The organism is Pseudomonas sp. sp1636, assembly GCF_030376615.1.
Taxonomy (GTDB): Bacteria; Pseudomonadota; Gammaproteobacteria; order Pseudomonadales; family Pseudomonadaceae; genus Aquipseudomonas.
In genome coordinates this window covers 338389-359775 of sequence record NZ_JARRAB010000001.1, presented here as the reverse complement: position 1 = coordinate 359775, position 21387 = coordinate 338389, and the positions used below count along the sequence as shown (strand labels likewise).

The following is a 21387-nucleotide window of genomic DNA, read 5'->3' as shown; positions in this document are numbered from 1 at the left end:
GAATCATGGAGCTCAGCATTTGGCCTTGTTGCCAGGCGCTTGGGTTCTGACTCTGCCGGAAAGGCTGATGACTATTTGTCGCTGCGGTATCTGTTCCCGGCACAGGGTAAAGGTGCCATTTTGCGCGCGCGTCGTGCCATTGCCTTCGAACTGCACGAATCCATCCTGGCGAAAGCTTGCCCAGTGCCATGTGTAATGCTCGGGCAGCGGTTCTACCCTGAGCAGCGATTCTTTCGGGTCGAGTTGGCCGCTGGCATTGCGGTCATGGAAGATAAGAAGGGCGTCGTTCCAGGCGGATTTGCCTGTGCAGGTTGCCATGCCGGAGCACAGCGTAACGACACGGCGTTCGTAAACCGCCGTGCTTCGTGCAAAATGCAAGGCTGAGAGCAGTTGGTTGGTTGCTTGAGTGCGTTGATTGCCTTCGAGCATTACGTTGAACGCGGGCACTGCCATTGCGGAAACAATCCCGAGAATCAGTAGGGCAAACAGCAGCTCGATAAGCGAAATACCACGAGCATAACGTTCCATATTCCAGCGTCCTTGCCAGAGTGTGATAGAGAGTGTTGCTGGATAAAGACTAGAACAGGTTGAGTAAATGCAAAGTTCTAATGGGCCGAAGGTCGTCATTCTGGGTGGCGGGGTAATTGGCCTGCTTAGTGCCAGGTCAATGGCCTTGACTGGCGCGAGTGTCTGTTTGCTGGAGAAGAGCGAGATTGGCCAGGAAGCCTCCTGGGCCGGTGGCGGCATAGTGTCGCCGCTCTATCCCTGGCGCTACAGCCCGGCGGTGACGGCGCTGGCGCACTGGTCGCAGGATTTCTACCCGCAGCTGGGGGCGCAGTTGCTGGCGGACACCGGCATCGACCCCGAGGTGTATGTCACCGGGCTGTACTGGCTCGACCAGGAGCAAGCCGCGCCCCTGGCCTGGGCCGCGCGCGAGCAGCGGCCGATGCGGGCGGTGCCTGTCGAGGCGGTGTATCGGGCGGTGCCGGCGTTGGCCAGGGGCTTCTCGCGGGCGCTGCACATGCCGGAGGTGGCCAATGTGCGTAACCCGCGACTGCTCAAGGCCTTGCGGACGGCATTGGCGCAGATGCCGAATGTGACCGTGCATGAGCAGTGTGCGGTCAGCGGATTTATCCGCGAGGGTGCGCGAATTTGTGGCGTACGCACCGCGGCAGGGGAAATCCGTGGCGATCACGTGGTGGTGGCCGCTGGCGCCTGGAGTGGCGAGCTATTGCGCAGCCTCGGCATCGAGTTGCCGGTCGAGCCCGTAAAGGGGCAGATGATTCTCTACAAGTGCGCCGAGGATTTCCTGACCAGTATTGTGCTGGCCAATGGGCGTTATGCGATTCCCCGCCGCGATGGCCATATCCTGATTGGCAGTACGCTCGAGCATGTAGGGTTCGACAAGGTGCCCACCGCAGAGGCTCTGGCCGGTCTCAAGGCGTCGGCAGTCGGGCTGTTGCCGGCGCTGGCCGATGCCGAGGTGGTGGGCCATTGGGCCGGGTTGCGTCCCGGATCACCGAAAAGCCTGCCCTTTATCGGCCCGGTGCCGGGGCATGCAGGGCTCTGGTTGAACTGCGGCCATTTCCGCAATGGCCTGGTACTGGCGCCGGCCTCTTGCCAGTTGCTGACCGATCTGCTGCTCGGGCAGGAACCGATCATCGATCCGGCTCCCTATGCGCCCGAAGGGCGTTTGGGTTGAGGGTTTAGACGGCAGCTTGCTGGGCTGCGTTCCGTTCGGAGCGCAGCGACAGCCCGTTAGCTTTGCGTCGCGCCGCCGAGCCATGGTGCACCGCCTGTGGCGAGTGACCCTGCGAGAGCGTCAGGATCGCTCGCTCAATCGATCCCCAGTTTCTTCAGGCGATAGCGCATCGAGCGGAAGCTCAGCCCCAGGCGTTGGGCGGCGGCGGTGCGGTTCCAGCGGGTTTCTTCGAGGGCTTGCATGATCAGTTTGCGCTCGATGTCTTCCAGATGGTCTTCCAAGTTGTCGATCTGCGCCAGGCTGGCGTCGCCTGTTTCGCTCGCTCCGCAGGCGTCGGCCAGGCGCAGGTCGCTGGCGCTGATGCGGTCGTCCTCGCACAGGGTGTAGGCGCGTTCGAGCATGTTCTCCAGCTCGCGCACGTTGCCGGGGAAGCGATAGCTCTTGAGCTTGTCCAGCGCCTCGCTGTCGAGCTTTGCCGGGCTCAGGCCGGGGCCTTCGGCCAGGCGTTTGAGCATCGCCTCGGTCAGCTGGGCGATGTCTTCGCGCCGCTCGCGCAGCGGTGGCACGCGCAGTTCGATGACGTTCAGACGGTAGTAGAGATCCTGGCGGAAGCGTCCCGCAGCGACCTCGGCGGCCAGGTCCTTGTGGGTGGCGCAGAGAATACGCACATCGACCACCAGCTCCTGCTGGCCGCCGACCGCGCGCACGGCTTTCTCTTGGATCGCGCGCAGCAGCTTGACCTGCATCGGCAAGGGCAGATCGGCGACTTCGTCGAGAAACAGGGTGCCGCCATGGGCCGCCTGGAACAGCCCCTGCTTGTCTTCGATGGCGCCGGTGAAGCTGCCCTTCTTGTGGCCGAAGAACTCGCTTTCCATCAGTTCCGACGGGATCGCGCCGCAGTTCACCGGCACGAAGGGTTGTTCGCTGCGGCCGCCTTGTTCGTGGATCAGGCGGGCGACCAGCTCCTTGCCGCTGCCGGATTCGCCGCTGATATACACCGGCGCCTGGCTGCGCGCGAGTTTGAGGATCTGCTTGCGCAGCGCCTTCATCGGCGGCGAATCGCCGAGCAGGCGGCTGTCGACCGGCAGCTCTTCGCTGTCCGTCGGGCGCAGGCGCAGGGCGGTGGCCACCAGTTCGCGCAGGCGGCCGAGATCGACCGGCTTGGTCAGGAAGTCGAAGGCGCCGGCTTTCAGCGCGTTGATCGCGGTGTCCAGGCTGCCATAGGCGGTGATCATCGCCACCGGCACCTGCGGATGGCGCTGCAGGATGTGCTGCACCAGATCCAGGCCGGTGCCATCGGGCAGACGCATATCGGTCAGGCACAGGTCGAACGGTTCCTTGGCCAACCATTCGCGGGCTTCCTTGACGTTGCGGGCGCTACGGGTATCGAGCTTGAGGCGGCCCAGGGTGATTTCCAGGAGTTCGCGGATATCGGGCTCATCGTCGACGATCAGGGCTCTCTGGCGGGTCATGGTCAGCTCAGTTTGCGTGGATGGGCGAAGGTGATGCGAAAGCAGCTGCCGCCGCCTTCACGAGGTTTGTAGTCGAGCCGCGCCTGGTTGCTTTCGCACAGCTCGCGGGAAATATACAGGCCCAGGCCGGTGCCTTTGTTTTCCGTGGTATAGAACGGCTCGAAGATGTGCTGCAGTTGCTCGGCCGACACGCCTGGGCCGTCGTCGAGCACTTCCAGCACCGGCAGGTCGTTGCTTGCGTCGCGGAACAGTTTCAGCCAGACCTGCCCTTGCGGATGCTTTTGCGCGCTGTAGCGCAGGCCGTTCTGTACCAGGTTGGTCAGCACCTGGGTCAACTGGTGCGGATCCATGCGGGTTTGCACGGTGCCGCTCTGGGTCTCCAGGTGGAGGCTCTGCCCCGGCGCAGCCGAGCTGCGGAACTCACTGGCGAAGCGGTGCAGCCAGTATTTCAGATCCAGCAGTTGCGGCTCGGCCTGGCGCCGGCGCGACAGCTGCAGGACGTTCTCGATCACCAGGTTCATCCGCCGCGAGTGATCCTGGATGATCTGTGCCAGGCGTTGATCCGGGCCATGCAGGTCTTCCGACTCCTGCAGCAGCTGCGCCGCATGGCTGATGGCGCCGAGCGGATTGCGAATCTCATGGGCGATGCCGGCGGTCAGGCGGCCGAGGGAGGCTAGCTTGAGCTGCTGGGCTTGCTGGGCGATCTGCGAAATGTCGTCGAGAAACACCAGGGTGTGTCGCTCGCCGCTGCGTTGCAGGGCGATGAAGCTCGGTTGCACCACTGGGCCATCGACAGCGGCCTGCAGGCTCGATGGGCGCAGGGTCGGGTTGTGCTGCCATTGCTGCAGGCGCTTGATCAGCTCCGGGCAGTGCGGGTCGAGAATCTTGCCGGTCAGCGCGGCGCGATCGAGCAGGCGCAGCGCGCCCTGGTTGGCCAGCAGCACCCGATGCTGGTCGTCGAGCACCAGGATGCCGGTGCGCATGCGCTGCAGGATCAAGGCGTTCAGCGCTTCCAGGCTGGCCACATCCGCCGCGCGCTGTTCGGCCAGGCTTTCGCTGACTTGCAGGCGTCGGGTCAGCCCCTGCAGGAGCAGGGCGACGGCAAAGCACAGGGCGCCAAGAGCGCCGGCCTGGACGTATTGAGCACTGGCTTCCGGGCGGCTGAGGCTGAGGTAGAAGGTCAGGTAGATCAGGCCTATGGCGGCGACGGCGGCGATCAGCAGGCCGATGCGCCCGCGCAGCAGGATGTTGGCGATGGCCACCGCGACTATCAACAGGTTGCCAATGCCGCTGGGCGTGCCGCCTGCCGCATAGAACAGCGCGGCCAGCAGAATCACATCGACCAGGGCCAGGCTGAATATCTGCGCCAGGTGCTTGGGCCGCTGCACCAGCACGGCCACCAGGACATTCAGGATCAGGTAAAGCCAGCTGCCGTAACGGAACAGCTCGGTGTGGGCCAGATTCAGCAGCTGGCTGTCCATGTCGCTGGAAATCAGCAGTACCAGTACCAGGCCGACGGTCAGGCGATACAGGTGATAGAGCCGCAGTACGCGGCGGCCCTGGGCACCGCTGAGCGCTAGGGCTTCAATGCTCACCTGGTTTGGGACCCTGCTTGAGGTGGGCCGGACTGCAATACCAGTTATCAGCCCTGCTTAGTGCTTCTTCGCGGGGCAGGTAAACGCCGCAATGGGCGCAACGCACCATGGGCGCGGGGCCTTGGTCTTTGTGCTGGGGGCGGCGTGCGGGGCGGCTAAAGCGCCGCCAAAGCCAGAAGGCTGCGGCGATAATGGCGATCCAGAACAGCAGGCGAAACAGGCCCATAACGCTCTCTTCTTGTTGGCAAGGCAGTTTGTTGGAAAGCCTGGCAGTTTAGCCAAGGATGTCGCGCCAGCACAGCGGCTGACCTCGGGTTTAGCTGCGATGAGTGCCGCAGTCCGCAGTTTAGCGTCTACGTGTCGGGCCGCGTCCATGAATCCTCGCGCGCGCGACATGCTTATCGAGCGGTTAAACCCTATGCTGTGGGTTGAACGATGCAACTCTGTTGCGACTGAGCCGCTGGGCTCACTCGAAAGTGGGACTTACTTGGTGGAGGCAGCCATGAGCCAAACCCTGCGGGTCGTGATGGCCCAGTTGAATTTGCGCGTTGGCGATGTGCATGGCAACGTCGAGAGCATCATCGAGGCGGCATGCAACGCCCGCGATCAGTGGCAGGCGGATGTCATCGTGTTCCCCGAGTTGGCGCTCTGCGGTTATCCGCCAGAGGATCTGCTGCTGCGCTCGAGCATGCAGCGGCGCATCGAGCAGGGCTTGCGGCGCTTGCAGGATGAAGTCAGCGGCCTCTATCTGGTGGTTGGCTATCCCTGGCTGGAGGATGAACTGCGCTACAACGCCTGCGCGGTGATCGCCGATGGCCAATTACTGGCCAGCTACTTCAAACAGAAACTGCCGAATTACCGGGTCTTCGACGAGAAGCGCTATTTCGAACCCGGCAACCAGCCCTGTGTGGTCGACATCAAGGGCGTGGCGGTGGCGCTGAATATTTGTGAGGACACCTGGTTCGCCGAGCCGATGGCGCAGGCCCGGGCCGCCGGGGCGCAACTGATGCTGAGCCTGAACGCCTCGCCGTTCCATCTGGATAAGCAGCGCGAGCGCGAGGAAGTATTGGCCGAGCGCGCGCGCGAAGGGGCGATGCCGATCGTCTACGTCAACCAGGTCGGTGGCCAGGACGAGTTGGTGTTCGACGGTGGCAGCTGCGTGGTCGATGCCAGTGGCCAGGTCTGTCAGCGCATGGCCGCCTTCACCGAGGGTTTGTACCCCGTCGACCTGATCTTCGATGGCCGGCGGGTCAGCCCGCGGCCGGCCAATTGCGTGCCCTTGCCGGAGCTGGAAGCCAGTGTCTATCAGGCTCTGGTCGTGGGGGTGCGCGACTATGTGGATAAAAACGGGTTCAAGGGCGTGCTGCTCGGGCTGTCCGGCGGCATCGACTCGGCCCTGACCCTGGCGGTGGCGGTCGATGCGCTGGGCGCCGAGCGGGTCGAGGCGGTGATGATGCCGTACCGCTACACCGCGCGGATCAGCCTGGAGGACGCCGAGGCCGAGGCCCGTACACTGGGCGTGACCTATCGGGTGCTGCCGATTGCCCCCATGGTCGAAGCCTTCATGGGCACCCTGGCCCCGATCTTCGAGGGTATGGCCCGCGATGCCGCCGAGGAAAACCTGCAAGCGCGCTGCCGTGGCACCCTGCTGATGGCTATCTCCAACAAGCAGGGCTCTCTGCTGCTGGCCACCGGCAACAAGAGTGAAATGGCGGTCGGCTACGCCACTCTCTATGGCGACATGGCGGGTGGCTTCGATGTGCTCAAGGATGTGCCCAAGACCCTGGTATTCCGCCTCTGCGAATACCGCAACAGCCGCGGACAGGTGATCCCGCAGCGGATCATCGACCGGCCGCCATCGGCCGAACTGGCGCCGGATCAGAAGGACGAAGACTCACTGCCGCCGTATCCGCTGCTCGACGAGATACTCAAACTGTATATCGAGTACGACCTGTCGGCCGATGCGATCATCGCCGAGGGCTTCGATGCGGATACGGTCAAGCGCGTGCTGCGCCTGATCGACCTGAACGAGCACAAACGCCGTCAGGCCGCGGTTGGCGTGCGGGTCACCCAGCGCGGCTTCGGTCGTGATCGGCGTTACCCGATCACCTCGGGTTGGCAGATCGGCGATTGAGGCGCGGGGCGGTTCGTGCAGGAGGGCCGCCCCGGCGCGATGCTTGCGATGGTTGAGCGGACTGCGTCCGCTATCGTCGCGGGGCGCGCGCCCTTTAGGAGAATGCGCGGTCTGCGACTTCTGTGGGAGGGTCGACCTCGGCGCGATGCTTGCCATGAAAAATGCCGCGCACTTGTCTCAAGGGCGCGGCATCTATTCTGAAGCTCGCTGTTAAGGCGTTTCAGCTATTCAGTCGAACAGGCCGAAGGTCATGTAGCTGAACCAGGAGCGCTTGCGGCTTTGTGTCTCCTGGTTTGGCTCGTCTGCGCTGGGCGATTTCAGTTCGTCGGGGATTTGCTCCGCGGCGTCTTCGTACTGGCGGATCACGTCCTGGCTGGCACGGGTTTCGCCCGGTGGCAGCGGCGTATCGGTTTCGATCAGGCCGAGAGTGGCCTTGGCCAGCCAGGAGCGGCTGTCGGCTTCTTCTTCGCGGGGCACGAATTGGCCGTCGACCAGGCTCGGATGCTCCGGATAGTTGAGCTTGAGGGTTGCCAGGCTGGTCGCGGCCAGCTCGTCCAGGGTCAGACGCTGATAGGCCTCGGTCATCACCGCCAGGCCGTCGCCGACGGCAGGGGTTTCCTGGAAATTTTCCACCACATAGCGGCCACGGTTGGCGGCGGCGACATAGGCTTGGCGGCTCAGGTAATAGTGGGCTACATGGATTTCATAGGCGGCCAGCAGGTTGCGCAGGTAGATCATGCGCTGCTTGGCATCCGGGGCGTAACGGCTGTTCGGGTAGCGGCTGGTGAGCTGGGCGAACTCGTTGTAGGAATCGCGGGCGGCACCCGGGTCGCGCTTGGTCATGTCCAGCGGCAGGAAGCGGGCGACCAGGCCACGATCCTGGTCGAAAGAAGCCAGGCCCTTGACGTAATAGGCGTAGTCGACGTTCGCATGCTGCGGGTGCAGGCGGATGAACCGCTCGGCGGCGGATCTTGCGGCTTCCGGCTCGACATTTTTGTAATAGGCGTAGATCAGCTCCAGCTGAGCCTGTTCGGCATAGCGGCCGAACGGGTAGCGCGACTCCAGCGCCTTGAGCTTGGTCACCGCACTGGTGTAGCTCTTGTTGTCCAGATCGCTTTGAGCCTGCTGGTACAGCTCGGTTTCGCTCAGGTTCTCGTCGAGTACCTCGTTGGACGAGCAGGCAGCGGTAAGGGCGAGGATGGCGATCAGCAGCAGGTGTCTCACTTGCATGGCGGCTTGCGTCCCTGTGACGGCGGCTGTCTTGAGCAAAGCCGTCCTGTTATGATGAGCGCCCCGGTGATCCTGGGGCAAAGACGCCGTATTTAACCACAAGCGCGTAGCCGAAACCAAAAGTAGGGCCTGTTGCCGTTGCATTTTGCCTGCCGCCCGTTAGCGTGTGCGGCAAATACCGCCTAACCGCATGACGGGACTTGCCAAGGTCGCGAGCATTCGGCGGCGTGCCATGCCTTGCCTGGCTTGATTCGTCGCCGCAAGGCGGCGCGCAATGAAACATCAACCGACCCTCAGGTCCCCCACCGTTGCCGAGCATGTCCTCTATTAATAAGCAGACCATTGAACTGAACGCCGAGGTGCCCACCGAAATGGGCGGTCAACGCCTCGACCAAGTCGCCGCCCAGCTGTTCGCCGAGCACTCGCGTTCGCGCCTGTCTGCCTGGATCAAAGAGGGGCTGCTGACTGTCGATGGTGCCGTGGTACGCCCGCGCGACATCGTGCATGGCGGCGCGCTACTGGCGCTGCGCGCCGAGCAGGAGGCCCAGGGCGAGTGGGTCGCCCAGGACATCGCCCTGAATATCGTCTTCGAGGACGAGCAGATCCTGGTGATCGACAAGCCGGCGGGGCTGGTGGTACATCCGGCTGCCGGGCATGCCGACGGCACCCTGCTCAACGCCTTGCTCCACCACGTGCCGGATATCGTCAACGTGCCGCGCTGCGGCATCGTCCATCGCCTGGACAAGGACACCACCGGGTTGATGGTGGTGGCCAAGACCATCGAGGCGCAGACCCGCCTGGTCGACCAACTGCAAAAGCGCACGGTCAGCCGCATCTACGAGTGCATCGTGATCGGCGTGATTACCGCCGGTGGCAAGATAAACGCACCGATTGGCCGCAGTTCGGCGCAGCGTCAGCGCATGGCGGTCAGCGACGGCGGCAAGCCGGCCGTCAGTCATTACCGGGTGCTGGAGCGCTTCCGCTCGCATACCCATGCACGGGTCAAGCTGGAAACCGGACGAACTCACCAGATTCGCGTGCACATGAGCCATGTCGGTTATCCGCTGGTCGGCGACCCGGTCTACGGAGGGCGTTTCCGCATCCCGCCCGCGGCCAGCCAGACCATGGTGCAGAGCCTCAAGGAGTTCCCGCGTCAGGCCTTGCATGCACGTTTCCTCGAACTGGATCACCCGATTACCGGGCAACGCATGAAGTGGCAGTCGCCGCTGCCGGATGACTTCGTCTGGTTGCTGACGCTATTGCGTCAGGATCGCGAGGCGTTTATCGGGTGAACCTGAGCGCACCCCCAGCCCATGACTGGCTGACGCCAGATTGGCCGGCGCCCGCCTGGGTCAAGGCCTGCATCACGACGCGCAGCGGCGGCATCAGCGCCGCGCCCTTCGACAGTTTCAACCTCGGCGAGCATGTCGAGGACGATCCCGTGGCCGTGACCAAGAACCGCCAGCGCCTGATCAGCCAGTTGGGCTGCAAGCCGGCCTGGTTGCGTCAGGTGCATGGCGTTGCCGTCGTGCCGGCTGAGCCGGGCGAAGTGGTCGCAGCCGACGCCAGTTGGACTGCCACGCCGGGTCTCGCCTGTACCGTGATGACCGCCGATTGCCTGCCGGTGCTGTTCTGCGATCGGGCCGGCAGTCGGGTCGCCGCGGCCCATGCCGGGTGGCGCGGGTTGGCTGGCGGCGTGCTGGAGGCGACCCTGGATGCGTTGGCCGTACCGGCAGAGGACGTACTGGTCTGGCTCGGGCCGGCGATTGGCCCGCAGGCCTTCGAAGTCGGTGCCGAGGTGCGCGCAGCGTTCATGGCCGTGCACCCTCAGGCGGCCGATGCCTTCGTTGTCAGCGTCAATCCGGGTCGGTATATGGCCGATATCTATCAGCTGACGCGTATCCGCCTGGCGGCGCGGGGTATTACGGCCGTCTACGGAGGCGGTTTGTGCACCTACAGCGACCCGCGCTTCTACTCCTATCGCCGTGCTGCCCGTACCGGACGCTTCGCTTCGTTGATCTGGCTGGCCAACTGATCCTTTCCATGCGTGCTCTGGGCTAGGGTGCGCCCTACGGGGCTATGACCCAGATCAACGTCGCGGCGCTTGAAACTCGCACAATCGTCCTCATCTAGTCTTCATCTCGGCAGGCTTTCAATACAGAGGTGTCCATCGCGCCGGCCTGCTCTTAAAAGGAAGGATGACGCAATGCGAATCGACCGTTTAACCAGCAAGCTGCAACTGGCGTTATCCGACGCCCAGTCCCTGGCCGTCGGCCTCGACCATGCCGCCATCGAGCCGCTGCACCTGATGCAGGCACTGCTCGACCAACAGGGCGGTTCGATCAAGCCGCTGCTGAGGCAGGTTGGCTTCGACGTGGCCAGCTTGCATCAGGCGCTGAGCAAAGCGCTCGATCACCTGGGCAAGATCCAGAACCCGACCGGCGACGTCAACCTGTCCCAGGATCTGGCGCGCCTGCTCAACCAGGCCGACCGCCTGTCCCAGCAGAAGGGCGACCAGTTCATCTCCAGCGAACTGGTGCTGCTCGCCGCGCTGGACGAAGGCACCACGCTGGGCAAATTGCTGCTCGGCCAGGGCGTGAGCAAGAAAGCCCTGGAAAACGCCGTCAGCAACCTGCGCGGCGGCGATGCGGTGAACGACCCGAATGCCGAAGAGTCGCGTCAGGCTCTGGATAAATACACCATCGACCTGACCAAGCGCGCCGAAGAGGGCAAGCTGGATCCGGTGATCGGCCGCGACGACGAGATCCGCCGCACCATCCAGGTGTTGCAACGGCGTACCAAGAACAATCCGGTGCTGATCGGCGAGCCGGGCGTGGGCAAGACCGCGATCGTCGAAGGCCTGGCCCAGCGTATCGTCAACGGCGAGGTGCCGGATGGCCTGAAAGACAAGCGCGTGCTGTCGCTGGGCATGGGCGCGCTGATTGCCGGCGCCAAGTTCCGCGGCGAGTTCGAGGAGCGCCTCAAGGCGGTGCTCAACGAGCTGGGCAAGCAGGAAGGGCGGATCATCCTGTTTATCGACGAGTTGCACACCATGGTCGGCGCCGGCAAGGCCGAGGGCGCCATGGATGCCGGCAATATGCTCAAGCCGGCCTTGGCGCGCGGCGAACTGCACTGCGTCGGCGCCACCACGCTCGACGAATACCGCCAGTACATCGAGAAGGACGCCGCCCTGGAGCGCCGCTTCCAGAAGGTGCTGGTCGACGAGCCGAGCGAGGAAGACACCATCGCCATCCTGCGCGGCCTCAAGGAGCGCTACGAGGTGCACCACAAGGTGGCGATCACCGACGGCGCGATCATCGCCGCGGCCAAGCTCAGCCACCGCTACATCACCGACCGCCAGCTGCCGGACAAGGCCATCGACCTGATCGACGAGGCGGCCAGCCGGATTCGCATGGAGATCGACTCCAAGCCGGAAGTGCTCGACCGTCTGGAGCGCCGCCTGATCCAGCTCAAGGTCGAGGCCCAGGCGTTGAAGAAGGAAGACGACGAGGCGGCGATCAAGCGCCTGGAAAAACTCAAGGAAGACATCGCCCGGTTGGAGCGCGAGTACGCCGACCTGGAAGACATCTGGAAGGCGGAAAAGGCCGAGGTGCAAGGCTCGGCGCAGATCCAGCAGAAGATCGAACAGTCGCGCCAGGAGCTGGAGGCCGCACGGCGCAAGGGTGATCTTAGCCGCATGGCCGAGCTGCAGTACGGCATCATTCCGGATCTGGAGCGCAGTCTGCAGATGGTCGACCAGCACGGCAAGACCGAGAACCAGCTGCTGCGCAGCAAGGTCACCGAGGAAGAAATTGCCGAAGTGGTGTCCAAGTGGACCGGTATCCCGGTGGCGAAGATGCTCGAAGGCGAGCGCGACAAGTTGCTGAAGATGGAAGGGCTATTGCACCAGCGGGTGATCGGCCAGAACGAGGCGGTGGTCGCCGTGGCCAGCGCGGTGCGGCGTTCGCGCGCCGGGCTGTCCGACCCGAACCGGCCGAGCGGCTCCTTCCTCTTCCTCGGCCCGACCGGGGTGGGCAAGACCGAGCTGTGCAAGGCCTTGGCCGAGTTCCTCTTCGACACCGAGGAGGCGCTGGTGCGCATCGACATGTCCGAGTTCATGGAGAAACATTCCGTGTCGCGGCTGATCGGTGCTCCGCCCGGCTACATCGGCTACGAGGAAGGCGGCTACCTGACCGAGGCGGTGCGCCGCAAGCCTTACTCGGTGGTGTTGCTCGACGAGGTGGAGAAGGCCCATCCGGATGTGTTCAATATCCTCCTGCAGGTCATGGAGGACGGCCGTCTGACCGATAGCCACGGGCGCACCGTCGACTTCAAGAACTGCGTGCTGGTAATGACCTCCAACCTCGGCTCGGTGCAGATCCAGGAGCTGCTCGGCGATCGCGAGGCGCAGCGGGCGGCGGTGATGGATGCGGTGAGCAGCCATTTCCGCCCGGAATTCATCAACCGTATCGACGAGGTGGTGATATTCGAACCGCTGGCCCGCGAGCAGATCGCCGGCATCGCGCAAATCCAGCTGAGCCGCTTGCGCCAGCGCCTGGCCGAGCGCGAGCTGAGCCTGGAGCTGAGCGACGAGGCCTTGGACAAGCTGGTCGCCATCGGTTACGACCCGGTCTACGGCGCGCGGCCGTTGAAGCGAGCGATCCAGCGTTGGATCGAAAATCCACTGGCACAGTTGATCCTGGCCGGCAAGTTCGGCCCGGGCAGCACCGTGACCGGCACGGTCGCAAACGACGAAATCGTCTTCGTCTAGGCGTGCAGCATAAAAAGGTTGCTTTTTGAGCGGACGTTGTCCGCAACCGCCGCGGGGCGCGTGACCCACAGGGATGTGGGGAGTGCCGCAAGCCCGTCAGCGACCCCATGGATGGGGGAGGTAGGAAAAATGCCGGGAGCATTTTCGAGAACGGACGCGGCCCTCCTACAGGGGATTGCTGGCTGCTCTTGTAGGAGGGTCGCCCCGGCGCGATGCTTTTTTATCGATATGAGTCTGTGACGTAGCCCGTAGCCCCGGCGCAATCCGGGGGCGGTTGGGCAGGCGCCGAAATTTCCCGGCTTGCCTGCCGGTCGCGGTGATGGCTATCGCTGCGCTCAACGCCATCCTGCGGATCTTGCGGGATAATCGACCTGTCGCTTAGAGGTGCTTGAGCAGCACGTCCAGCGCGGCGGCCTGGTCTTGCTCCAGGTCGACGATATGAAAACCGGCCCAGCAGTGTTGACCGTCGGCACCGGGGCGGCTCCATAAACAGTCGGCGTTCAATTTGACCTCGCAGACGCCGTCGATCACCTGTTCGCTGACCAGGCGGCATTCGACCAGGGTGTCCGCTTGGTGCGGCTTGTCGCTGAACAGCATGAAGCCGTCGGCAGAGAAGTCTGCCACGCGACCGAGGCGCTGCCCGGTATGCAAGTCGAAGACTTCCAGCTGCAGCTCGATGCTATGCCGGCTGTGCTGACGACGCTCTTCCATGGAAGCTCCTTGATGGGTTAATGGGTTTTGTTCGTGCGTTTGCTAAAACTCTGCAGCACACGATAAATGGCGTTGAGGGCACGATCCACCAGCGGCGCATCGTGTTCAGGCGGAACGATGCGGGCCAGGCCCTGTTCCATTTCTGTGGCCAGGAGGGTCAATGGCTTGATCGCCGCCCGCTGGCCACTGTGATCGACAAACATGTAATTGCGCGTGGTCGGGCTGAACCAGGAGAGCTTGAGCAGGCGGGGTTGATTGTCCGCGAGAAACTCAAACCAGGTGCCGAACTCGATATGCATCAGCTCCTGGGCGAATGCCTGTGCGCGTGCCGACAGGCCGGATTCGCGCGGCGCCAGGGTGGCGAGCATGGCGTCTTCGCCGAGCATGGCGCCGAGCGCGCTCGCCGGTAGCTGTGGGTCGAAGGTGTCGGCGAGTTGCGGTTGTTTGGCCTGGGCGGCGTATTGGCAGGCGACCAAATCCTGCAGCAAACGACGAATGCCGTCCTCATGGTAGCCGCCGAGCAATTGCAGGCCTCTGCGCAAGTCATCCAGCAGCGCTACGCGCAGCGTTTGCAGTTGTTGGCGGCCGCTTTCATCGAGGGGAGTGCCGCTCCAGGCCAATTGCTCGGCCACTTCACAGGCACGCTGCCACTCGCTGCTGCCCTCGCCATGGCGGAGCAAGACGAAGACCAGGACATCGCTCCAGGTCAGTTCGAGGAAGTTGCGGATGATCCCCGGCGCCCGGCGTTCGCTCAGGCAGCTGGCGATGATGTCGATGGCTTGTTGGCGGGCGCCTAACAGTTTGTCGCGACCTTTGGCCGCTTCCACGGCGCGGCGTTCACGCAGTTCGACCTTGTGCTTGAGGGTGGCGGTGTATTCGTCAAACTGCTCGAGTAGCGCCTCGAACAGCAATGGAGTGCCGGTGTCGGCGTCGATCACCCGTTCCACCACCCATTGCATCTTGGCCAGCAGGCCGCGTTCATTGGTCTCGTCGCCGTAGAGCACACCCGCCTGAGCCATGCTGTTGAGTAGGCGGCGCGCGGGGTGCTGGTGCTGGGTGAATAGCGCCTTGTCTTGCAGCGCGACTTTCAGATAAGGCGTGTGCAGGTGAGAGAGGAGGGTCTTGTAGCTGTCGGTCAGGCAGCTGTCGTCAAGGATAAAGTCGAACAGCATGCCGACCAGGTCGATCACGTCGGCCTCTTTGTCCGACAGCTTCTGTTGCCCCGGGCGCTGACTGAAGGCTTCCAGTTGTCGCTGCAAATCGGTTTTCAATCCTGCAACCTGCTGCGGGCTGTGCAGGCGCTGCGCCAGGTCGTCGGCAGACTGGCGTTGCATACGATTGAGGGCGCCAAGCAGATCGTTGGCGCTGTAAGTGCTGGTGGCATCGCGCGGGGACAAGCTGGCAATGCTGGGCGTGCCGCCGAGCAGGGGGGCGTCAATGTCGCGTTGACGGTGTTCGCCGAGGAGAGCAGCCAGGCTCTGCAGCAGCTCTGTCGGATTGCCGGGGGGCGGGCCGTCGAGGTCAGGCGTTGCCGTTGCCGAGTGGTGGGTCGTAGTTGTTGAGGGGCTGGCGGCTGGCTGCAGGTTGTTGCCGGTCGGTCGTTTCTCCGTGGTCTCGGGCGCGCTCTGGGTTGTGCCCGGTCGCTCGGGGTGGGCGGCGTGCTGGGCGCTGTGCTTGAGCGCGGGCAGTACGCCCGCATCGATCAGGCGCTGATTCAGAGCGCTGTACACGGTGTCCAGGCTGAGCATGATGTGTTTGTCGAACAAACTGTAGAGGATGGCTTTGATCTGCAGCGGGAACGGGCTGGGCGCCAGAGCCTGACGAAATGCCAGGGCAATCATCTGTGGGCCGAAGGGGTTGCTGTCCTCGCCTAGCTGCTGTCCATTGTTGAGCAGCGCCAGGCGCTGCTCCAGGGCAAATAGCTGCAGTGCGCAGCGTGATTTGACCTGGCTGACCATGTTGCTGATCAGCAGGCTTTCCTCGTACTCCTCGTTTTGTACCAGGGTGAGTTGTTCGGCATCCAGTTCAGCGGTGCCGGGTGCTGGTTTGAGCTTGCCATCGAGAAAGTCGGAGAAATTCTGTGAGATTTTCTGGTGGTAGCTTCGTTCGATCTGCGGCCGTTGCTTGCGAATCTCGCGCATGCTGTCGAAGAACAGGGTTTGCACCTGATTGTTCTCGGCCTTTTCCGCACACTCGAACAAGCTGTCATCGACCTGTCCGAAAACGCTGGTCAGCTGCTCCGCCAATCGGTTCATCACCAGCTTGCGACAGTTCTGCACCAGCTCGCCAAAGCGTGGCTGAATGCCGCGGCTGGCTAAGGTTGGATTGGGTCTTGGGGGGGTCGGAGGCATGTCCTGATTGCTCATGGGCTTTCCTGATTGAAGCCTTGTGGCGAGTGCATCCTGCGTAATCGCACTCAGTGAAGATATAGCAGGCACGCCACTCACGTGCAAAGCATTGTCACAAAAGCAATTTAAGGGGTTGACAGGCGGCTGCGGAACCGTAAAATGGCGCGCCTCAGATACGGGAAACGGTTCACCCCGCAGCCTAGTAGAAGAGATTTGGAAGCACGTAGTTCCGCGATAGCTCAGTCGGTAGAGCAAATGACTGTTAATCATTGGGTCCCAGGTTCGAGTCCTGGTCGCGGAGCCAATCTTTCAATCGGGGTATAGCGCAGTCCGGTAGCGCGCCTGCTTTGGGAGCAGGATGTCGGGAGTTCGAATCCCCCTACCCCGACCATTTTTGGGTCGTTAGCTCAGTTGGTAGAGCAGTTGGCTTTTAACCAATTGGTCGTAGGTTCGAATCCCACACGACCCACCATTTTCACCTGCAGATGTTTGCGGCGTTGAATCTTAGGTTGAGATGAGATGTTCATCGAAACCATAAAAAGCGTCCTTAGGGGCGCTTTTTTTATGGGCGCGATTTGCCGCAACGTCACAAGAACCCTGTAGGCGGGGCCGCTCCTGACGGGCCCGTGGCGATAGCGGACAGCGTCCGCTCCGCAAGCAAAAGCATCGCGCCGGGGTCGGCCCTCCTACAAGAGCAGCCGGCGCCATCAAGCTCGTCGTTCGGCGCCCGCGTATCTCAATGCAGTTTCAGGCGTGGTTCGGTGCTGCGGCCGATGCGGTCGCTGAGCATCAGCAGCATCGTGCGCAGCGGGCCGTACAGCGCCATCTGGTGCATGCGGTAGAGCGAGACATAGAACACCCGCGCCAGCCAGCCTTCGAGCATCACGCTGCCGGTGAGGTTGCCCATCAGGTTGCCGATCGCCGAAAAACTCGACAGCGAGATCAGCGAGCCGTAATCGCGGTAGCGGTATTCCGGCAGCGCCTGGCCTTGGCCGTCGATGCGCAGTTTCAGCGACTTGACCAGCAGCGAGGCCTGCTGGTGAGCGGCTTGGGCGCGTGGCGGCACGTTGCGGCCTTCGCTGCCGGGTTGCGGGCAGGCGGCGCAGTCGCCGAAGGCGAAGATGTTGTCGTCGCGGGTGGTTTGCAGGGTAGGGCGCACCTGCAGCTGGTTGATCCGGTTGCTTTCCAGGCCGGCGAGATCCTTGAGGAAGGCGGGCGCGCGAATCCCTGCGGCCCAGACCTTGAGGCCGGCGGTGATGGTGTCGCCCTGGGCGGTGTGCAGGGCATCGCGGGTCACCTGGCTGACCGAGGCGTTGGTCATGACCGTGACGCCGAGGCCTTCCAGGGTTTTGTGCACCGGCTTGCCGATCCGCTCCGGGAGGGCCGGGAGTACCCGCGGCCCGGCTTCGATCAGGGTGATGCGCATGTTTTCCGGGCGGATGCTGTCCAGGCCATAGGCCGCCAGTTGATGCGCCGCATGGTGCAGCTCGGCGGCCAGTTCCACGCCGGTGGCGCCGGCGCCGACGATGGCCACGCTGATTTGCTCGGTGGTATCGCTCTGGCTGGCGTGGGCGCGCAAATAGTGGCTGAGCAACTGGCTATGGAAGCGTTCGGCCTGCTCGCGGGTGTCGAGAAACAGGCAGTGTTCGGCTGCGCCCGCGGTGCCGAAATCGTTGGTGGTGCTGCCGACCGCGATCACCAGGCTGTCGTAGCCCAGCTGCCGCTCGGGCACCAGCACTTCGCCGCGCTCGTCGAGCGTGGCGCTGAGGCTGATGCGCTGCTCGGTGCGGTCGAGCCCGGTCATGCGCCCGAGCTGGAACTCGAAGTGATTCCACTTGGCCTGGGCTACGTAGTTCAGCTCGTCTTCCGACGAGTTCAGCGAGCCGGCGGCCACCTCGTGCAGCAGCGGTTTCCAGATATGCGTCAGGTTGGCGTCGACCAGGGTGACTTTGGCTTTGCCGCGTTTACCCAGAGTTCTACCCAGGCGGGTAGCAAGCTCCAGGCCGCCGGCGCCACCGCCGACGATCAGGATTCGATGGGACATGGATCGTTCTCGCAAGGTTTGGAAAAAAATTCGTTAAATCGTGCTGGGCGAGCGCGAAGCAGCTCATAGCACCAGGCGACTCAGAAGACGGCTCAGCAGGCCGAGGGCGATCACCGCGCCGACAATGATCAACAGCAGGCGCCACACCTTGAAGGGTTGCCGTTCGACTTGATGCTGGGGGGCGCTCAGGTACTGGTCGACGCGTTCTTGATCGTCGGGACTCAGGCGGCTGGACATAGGAACCTCGAAGGATCAGGCCGTGGGAAAACCCTGCGGTTCTCGGTCGGCCTGTGAATGGTGGCTATTTTAGCCATGGCGTTCACAAGGGCTCAACGCACAGGTCGTCATTCAGACGAATAATGCCGCCTTGCAGTACGCGGGCGGTGATGCCGCCGTGGCCGCGTACCGCCTGGAAGGCACCTGGCCCCAAGCGTTCTTCGAGCCGCGCACAGGGCTGGCACCAGCCGGTGGTTTCCAGCACGGCCTGGCCGATGCGAAAGCGCCGGCCCTTGAGGCTGAACAGGTTGATGCCGCTTATAGCGATATTGCGGCGCAGCTCCTGCGGCAGAATCGGTTGGCTGGCGGGGCGGCCGAGCAGGGCGCCGATCACCGCCAGGTGTTCCCACTGGATCAGGGTGACCTGCCGTGCGTTGCGCGGCCCGGGACGGCTGTGGTCGCCGCTCAGACCGGCTTCGCGGCGTGCCTCCACGGCATCCAGTTCGAGCATGGCGCCGCGCGAGGCGGGGCGTACGCCAATCCAGCGCACCTGGCCGCGTTGCGGCACGGTCGCGAGCAGTTCTTGTAATGGGCTCATTGCAGCTCAATGTCTCTCGCGTGGTTTCGTTGGGTGGATCAGCCCCGAAGCCAGGTTGTAGGGGGGCGGCACGCCGTTGCAGTATCTTCCCACGGGCTCGGCCATCACAGGCTGATGCCGACATCGAACACCACGCTGCGGCCGAGGTTGCTGCGCAGGAAGTCTGGCGCATCGGGGTGCGCGAACAATACCCGGGCGAAGGTCGGGCCGACCAGCGATAGCGAACGCCAGCCCTGGCGCAGGTACTCGGTGGGTGGCGGGAAGTGGCTGTTGAAGTCGGGTACGGCGCGCTTCAGGCTGACGAACGCGAGCAGATCCAGTTCGCTGAGGTCGAGGCCGCGCTCGCTGTAGTTGTGCGCTTTCTTGCGCAGGGTCGGAGCCAGGCGTGCTTGCAGCTCGGTGGCCCCGATGCGCCGGGGCTTGGCCTCGCGCCGCACCAGCTGGCTGAGCGAGAAGGCACTGCGCCGCCGCTCCAGCTCGGCGCGCCACTCATCGTTGAGGCGCCGGCCTTCGTCGAGCACGAAAAACACCTCGAAGCTGGCCTCGCGGAACAGCACGTCCGGCGGTTCCTGCTCGGCTGCGCTGAATTCCTCGAGTCGATGGCTGACGTTCAGGGCTTGCAACAGGCGCTGACACACCCAGCGCTCGCGCTCCCACTTGCGGGCGTTGGAAAGAAACGCATTAGCCTGCTCGGCCTGGTGCGTGAGCAGACGCAGATAGTCTGAATCATCCATGGCTACAGCTTAGCCCGCCGTCACGGGGGCTTGGTACCCCCCTGGATGAATGCGATGGCGGAGGGCCGTCCCGGCGCGATGCTTTTGCTGGTTGGGCGGACTGCGTCCGCTATCGCCGCGACTCGCGTGGCCCGCAAGGATGTGGGAAATGCCGCTAGGCCGTCAGGAACGGGCGCGGCCCTCCTGCAGGGAGATGCGCTGGCTGCTGTTGTGGGAGGGCGATCCGGCACGATGCCTGAGCGCCGGTGTAGACTGGCGGCGTTCGTCACTCAAGCGTTGGGCGCTACCCATGATCGCTGCTGAATTGCTCTCACCCGCCAGCCAGGTCGTCGGCTGGATGCTCTATTTGCCGCTGTTGCTCTGGGCCATGTGGCGGGCGCCATGGCTGGAGCTGTTCAGCGACCTGCGGCGCCAGCATCTGGTCTGCGGGACGCTGCTCGCGCTGTTTGTGCTGTGGCTGGTGCGCCGCGATTTCGCCTCGGGACTGTCTTACCACGTCATCGGCATGACGGCGGTGACCTTGCTGCTCGATTGGCCGTTGGCGATCCTGGCCGGGTTTGTCGCCCAGCTCGGCATGCTCCTGCTGGGCCGGCAGGATATGACTGCGCTGGGGGTGAACGGCGTGCTGCTGGTGTTGATTCCGGTGCTGGTCACCGAACTCTGCGCGCGGCGGGTCGAGCGCGTGCAGTCGCGCAATCTGTTCGTCTATATCTTCTTCAGCGGATTTTTCCCTGCGGCCCTGGCCGCCTTGCTGTGCATTCTGGCCGGGCTGGGGGTGTTGTGGGTCGATGGCTTGTTTCCGATGCCGCCCTGGCTAGAGGACTTCGTCGGCTACCTGTGGCTGGTGATCTTTCCCGAGGCGTTCATCAATGGAATGCTGGTCACCGCGCTGGTGGTGTTCTGCCCCGACTGGCTGGAAACCTTCAACCGCTCACGCTACCTGGCGGCTCCCTGGAAGGATGACAACAAGCCGCTTTGATAGCGCGGGCTGTCGCCGTCAGTGCTGGCGCGGCGGCTGATCCAGATCGCTGGAGAACAGTTCGTCTTCCAGGCTGTCGCCGGGGATGGCGTGTTCTTCCGAGGCCCAGGCGCCGAGGTCGATCAGTTTGCAGCGCTCCGAGCAGAAGGGCCGTTGCGGGCTTTGTGGGCCCCATTCAACCGGGGCATTGCAAGTGGGGCATTTCACGATGGTGGGTTGGCTCATGGCTGGCCTCCGCGCAGGGTCAGATAAAAATTATGCAGGCGTTCGACTTCGCCTTGCAGCCAGGCCAGGTCGCGATCATTGAGCAGCACGTCATCGGCATGCTGTAGACGTTGTGCGCGGCTGGCCTGGGCCTTGAGGATCGCCTGCACCTGTTCGGCCGAGCTCTGGTCGCGCTGCATGGCGCGCTGTAGTTGCAACTGCTCGGGTGCATCGATCACCAGCACACGCTGGGTCAAGCGATGCTGGCCGGACTCGACCAGCAGGGGCGACACCAGAATCGCGTAAGGCGACTCGGCGCGCGCCAGGTATTGGCTGATTTCCTGGCCGATCAGCGGGTGCAGCAGGGTTTCCAGCCAGCGTCGTTGCTCGGGGTTCTTGAAGATCAGGCTGCGCAAGGCCGCGCGATCCAGTTGGCCATCCGCTCGCAACACCCCTTCACCGAAGTGCTCGACAATCTTGGCCAGCGCCGGCCTGCCCGGCTCGACCACCCAGCGCGCCGCATGATCCGCATCGACCAGGTGCACGCCTTGATCGATAAAGTACTGGGCGACCGCGCTCTTACCGCTGCCGATACCGCCGGTAAGGCCAAGAATCCAGGGTTTCATGATCGGGTGCGGCTCTCGTTGGC

The 21387-nt window shown here is 63.6% G+C and carries 19 protein-coding genes and 3 tRNA genes; 9 read left to right on the top strand and 13 right to left on the bottom strand.

Annotated elements, in window-relative coordinates:
• Positions 1-12: 12 nt before the first annotated feature.
• On the bottom strand, positions 13-528 hold the full coding sequence (locus P8H27_RS01660; RefSeq protein ID WP_289634870.1) for a GspH/FimT family pseudopilin: 516 nt from the start codon (positions 526-528) through the stop codon (positions 13-15).
• 67 nt (positions 529-595) lie between these two features.
• On the opposite strand from P8H27_RS01660, the gene thiO reads away from it, so the two are divergent.
• Complete coding sequence (gene thiO, locus P8H27_RS01655) at positions 596-1702, top strand: glycine oxidase ThiO (RefSeq protein WP_289634869.1); 1107 nt, start codon at positions 596-598, stop codon at positions 1700-1702.
• A 134-nt stretch (positions 1703-1836) separates the two neighbouring features.
• On the opposite strand, the gene P8H27_RS01650 is transcribed toward thiO, so the two are convergent.
• Genes P8H27_RS01650 through P8H27_RS01640 form a run of 3 tightly spaced genes read right to left on the bottom strand, consistent with a single transcriptional unit; the run spans position 1837 to position 4995 of the window.
• On the bottom strand, positions 1837-3174 hold the full coding sequence (locus P8H27_RS01650; RefSeq protein WP_289634868.1) for a sigma-54 dependent transcriptional regulator: 1338 nt from the start codon (positions 3172-3174) through the stop codon (positions 1837-1839).
• A gap of 2 nt (positions 3175-3176) precedes the next feature.
• Complete coding sequence (locus P8H27_RS01645; RefSeq protein ID WP_289634867.1) at positions 3177-4769, bottom strand: PAS domain-containing sensor histidine kinase; 1593 nt, start codon at positions 4767-4769, stop codon at positions 3177-3179.
• Entirely contained in the window at positions 4759-4995 is a 237-nt protein-coding gene (locus P8H27_RS01640; protein WP_289634866.1) for a PP0621 family protein, read from the bottom strand. The genes P8H27_RS01645 and P8H27_RS01640 overlap by 11 nt, the downstream gene beginning before the upstream one ends.
• A 276-nt stretch (positions 4996-5271) precedes the next feature.
• Here P8H27_RS01640 and P8H27_RS01635 point away from each other — a divergent pair, with 276 nt between their 5' ends.
• A complete protein-coding gene (locus P8H27_RS01635) occupies positions 5272-6903 on the top strand; it encodes an NAD+ synthase (protein WP_289634865.1) in 1632 nt (543 codons plus the stop codon).
• A gap of 228 nt (positions 6904-7131) precedes the next feature.
• Here the strand turns inward: P8H27_RS01635 and P8H27_RS01630 are convergent, their stop codons facing one another.
• The gene (locus P8H27_RS01630; RefSeq protein ID WP_289634864.1) at positions 7132-8133 is read right to left on the bottom strand and encodes an outer membrane protein assembly factor BamD; all 1002 of its coding nucleotides are present in this window, start codon (positions 8131-8133) and stop codon (positions 7132-7134) included.
• A 317-nt stretch (positions 8134-8450) separates the two neighbouring features.
• On the opposite strand from P8H27_RS01630, the gene rluD reads away from it, so the two are divergent.
• The 3 genes from rluD to clpB all read left to right on the top strand — a co-directional run bounded on the left by rluD (position 8451) and on the right by clpB (position 12904).
• A complete protein-coding gene (gene rluD, locus P8H27_RS01625) occupies positions 8451-9425 on the top strand; it encodes a 23S rRNA pseudouridine(1911/1915/1917) synthase RluD (RefSeq protein WP_289634863.1) in 975 nt (324 codons plus the stop codon).
• A complete protein-coding gene (gene pgeF, locus P8H27_RS01620) occupies positions 9422-10168 on the top strand; it encodes a peptidoglycan editing factor PgeF (protein ID WP_374761311.1) in 747 nt (248 codons plus the stop codon). Before rluD ends, pgeF begins: the two co-directional genes overlap by 4 nt.
• A 171-nt stretch (positions 10169-10339) precedes the next feature.
• The gene (gene clpB, locus P8H27_RS01615; RefSeq protein WP_289634862.1) at positions 10340-12904 is read left to right on the top strand and encodes an ATP-dependent chaperone ClpB; all 2565 of its coding nucleotides are present in this window, start codon (positions 10340-10342) and stop codon (positions 12902-12904) included.
• A 378-nt stretch (positions 12905-13282) separates the two neighbouring features.
• On the opposite strand, the gene P8H27_RS01610 is transcribed toward clpB, so the two are convergent.
• Both P8H27_RS01610 and P8H27_RS01605 read right to left on the bottom strand, forming a co-directional pair.
• Positions 13283-13615 (bottom strand): PilZ domain-containing protein, encoded by a 333-nt coding sequence (locus tag P8H27_RS01610; protein ID WP_289634861.1) that lies wholly within the window; start codon positions 13613-13615, stop codon positions 13283-13285.
• A 17-nt stretch (positions 13616-13632) separates the two neighbouring features.
• Positions 13633-15981, bottom strand: a complete 2349-nt coding sequence (locus tag P8H27_RS01605; protein WP_289634860.1) for a DUF1631 domain-containing protein — start codon at positions 15979-15981, stop codon at positions 13633-13635.
• Between the two features lie 210 nt (positions 15982-16191).
• On the opposite strand from P8H27_RS01605, the gene P8H27_RS01600 reads away from it, so the two are divergent.
• The 3 genes from P8H27_RS01600 to P8H27_RS01590 all read left to right on the top strand — a co-directional run bounded on the left by P8H27_RS01600 (position 16192) and on the right by P8H27_RS01590 (position 16435).
• A tRNA-Asn gene (locus tag P8H27_RS01600) sits at positions 16192-16267 on the top strand.
• Between the two features lie 10 nt (positions 16268-16277).
• Positions 16278-16354: transfer RNA gene (locus P8H27_RS01595), tRNA-Pro, on the top strand.
• A gap of 5 nt (positions 16355-16359) precedes the next feature.
• Positions 16360-16435, top strand: a tRNA-Lys gene (locus tag P8H27_RS01590).
• A 264-nt stretch (positions 16436-16699) separates the two neighbouring features.
• On the opposite strand, the gene P8H27_RS01585 is transcribed toward P8H27_RS01590, so the two are convergent.
• From P8H27_RS01585 to P8H27_RS01570, 4 genes are all read right to left on the bottom strand, one after another.
• Positions 16700-18007, bottom strand: a complete 1308-nt coding sequence (locus tag P8H27_RS01585) for an NAD(P)/FAD-dependent oxidoreductase (protein ID WP_289634859.1) — start codon at positions 18005-18007, stop codon at positions 16700-16702.
• Positions 18008-18070: 63 nt separating this feature from the next.
• Complete coding sequence (locus P8H27_RS01580; RefSeq protein ID WP_289634858.1) at positions 18071-18244, bottom strand: DUF3094 family protein; 174 nt, start codon at positions 18242-18244, stop codon at positions 18071-18073.
• Positions 18245-18326: 82 nt separating this feature from the next.
• A complete protein-coding gene (locus P8H27_RS01575; protein ID WP_289634857.1) occupies positions 18327-18821 on the bottom strand; it encodes an MOSC domain-containing protein in 495 nt (164 codons plus the stop codon).
• Positions 18822-18925: 104 nt separating this feature from the next.
• Positions 18926-19555, bottom strand: coding sequence for a DUF1780 domain-containing protein (locus P8H27_RS01570; RefSeq protein WP_289634856.1), 630 nt, complete (start codon positions 19553-19555; stop codon positions 18926-18928).
• 289 nt (positions 19556-19844) lie between these two features.
• On the opposite strand from P8H27_RS01570, the gene P8H27_RS01565 reads away from it, so the two are divergent.
• A complete protein-coding gene (locus tag P8H27_RS01565; RefSeq protein ID WP_289634890.1) occupies positions 19845-20534 on the top strand; it encodes an energy-coupling factor ABC transporter permease in 690 nt (229 codons plus the stop codon).
• Positions 20535-20552: 18 nt separating this feature from the next.
• Here the strand turns inward: P8H27_RS01565 and yacG are convergent, their stop codons facing one another.
• Positions 20553-20759: a DNA gyrase inhibitor YacG gene (yacG, locus tag P8H27_RS01560; protein ID WP_289634855.1), complete on the bottom strand. Its 207-nt coding sequence runs from the start codon at positions 20757-20759 to the stop codon at positions 20553-20555.
• On the bottom strand, positions 20756-21367 hold the full coding sequence (gene coaE / locus P8H27_RS01555) for a dephospho-CoA kinase (RefSeq protein WP_289634889.1): 612 nt from the start codon (positions 21365-21367) through the stop codon (positions 20756-20758). The genes yacG and coaE overlap by 4 nt, the downstream gene beginning before the upstream one ends.
• Positions 21368-21387: the final 20 nt, after the last annotated feature.

Coding starts and splice junctions, on each gene's coding strand:
- P8H27_RS01580 (WP_289634858.1), bottom strand. CDS start 18,244: ATGTCCAGCCGCCTGAGTCCCGACGATCAAGAACGCGTCGACCAGTAC.
- P8H27_RS01635 (WP_289634865.1), top strand. CDS start 5,272: ATGAGCCAAACCCTGCGGGTCGTGATGGCCCAGTTGAATTTGCGCGTT.
- P8H27_RS01650 (WP_289634868.1), bottom strand. CDS start 3,174: ATGACCCGCCAGAGAGCCCTGATCGTCGACGATGAGCCCGATATCCGC.
- P8H27_RS01640 (WP_289634866.1), bottom strand. CDS start 4,995: ATGGGCCTGTTTCGCCTGCTGTTCTGGATCGCCATTATCGCCGCAGCC.
- P8H27_RS01660 (WP_289634870.1), bottom strand. CDS start 528: ATGGAACGTTATGCTCGTGGTATTTCGCTTATCGAGCTGCTGTTTGCC.
- yacG (WP_289634855.1), bottom strand. CDS start 20,759: ATGAGCCAACCCACCATCGTGAAATGCCCCACTTGCAATGCCCCGGTT.
- P8H27_RS01630 (WP_289634864.1), bottom strand. CDS start 8,133: ATGCAAGTGAGACACCTGCTGCTGATCGCCATCCTCGCCCTTACCGCT.
- P8H27_RS01605 (WP_289634860.1), bottom strand. CDS start 15,981: ATGAGCAATCAGGACATGCCTCCGACCCCCCCAAGACCCAATCCAACC.
- P8H27_RS01565 (WP_289634890.1), top strand. CDS start 19,845: ATGATCGCTGCTGAATTGCTCTCACCCGCCAGCCAGGTCGTCGGCTGG.
- P8H27_RS01585 (WP_289634859.1), bottom strand. CDS start 18,007: ATGTCCCATCGAATCCTGATCGTCGGCGGTGGCGCCGGCGGCCTGGAG.
- rluD (WP_289634863.1), top strand. CDS start 8,451: ATGTCCTCTATTAATAAGCAGACCATTGAACTGAACGCCGAGGTGCCC.
- P8H27_RS01610 (WP_289634861.1), bottom strand. CDS start 13,615: ATGGAAGAGCGTCGTCAGCACAGCCGGCATAGCATCGAGCTGCAGCTG.
- clpB (WP_289634862.1), top strand. CDS start 10,340: ATGCGAATCGACCGTTTAACCAGCAAGCTGCAACTGGCGTTATCCGAC.
- P8H27_RS01570 (WP_289634856.1), bottom strand. CDS start 19,555: ATGGATGATTCAGACTATCTGCGTCTGCTCACGCACCAGGCCGAGCAG.
- P8H27_RS01575 (WP_289634857.1), bottom strand. CDS start 18,821: ATGAGCCCATTACAAGAACTGCTCGCGACCGTGCCGCAACGCGGCCAG.
- thiO (WP_289634869.1), top strand. CDS start 596: ATGCAAAGTTCTAATGGGCCGAAGGTCGTCATTCTGGGTGGCGGGGTA.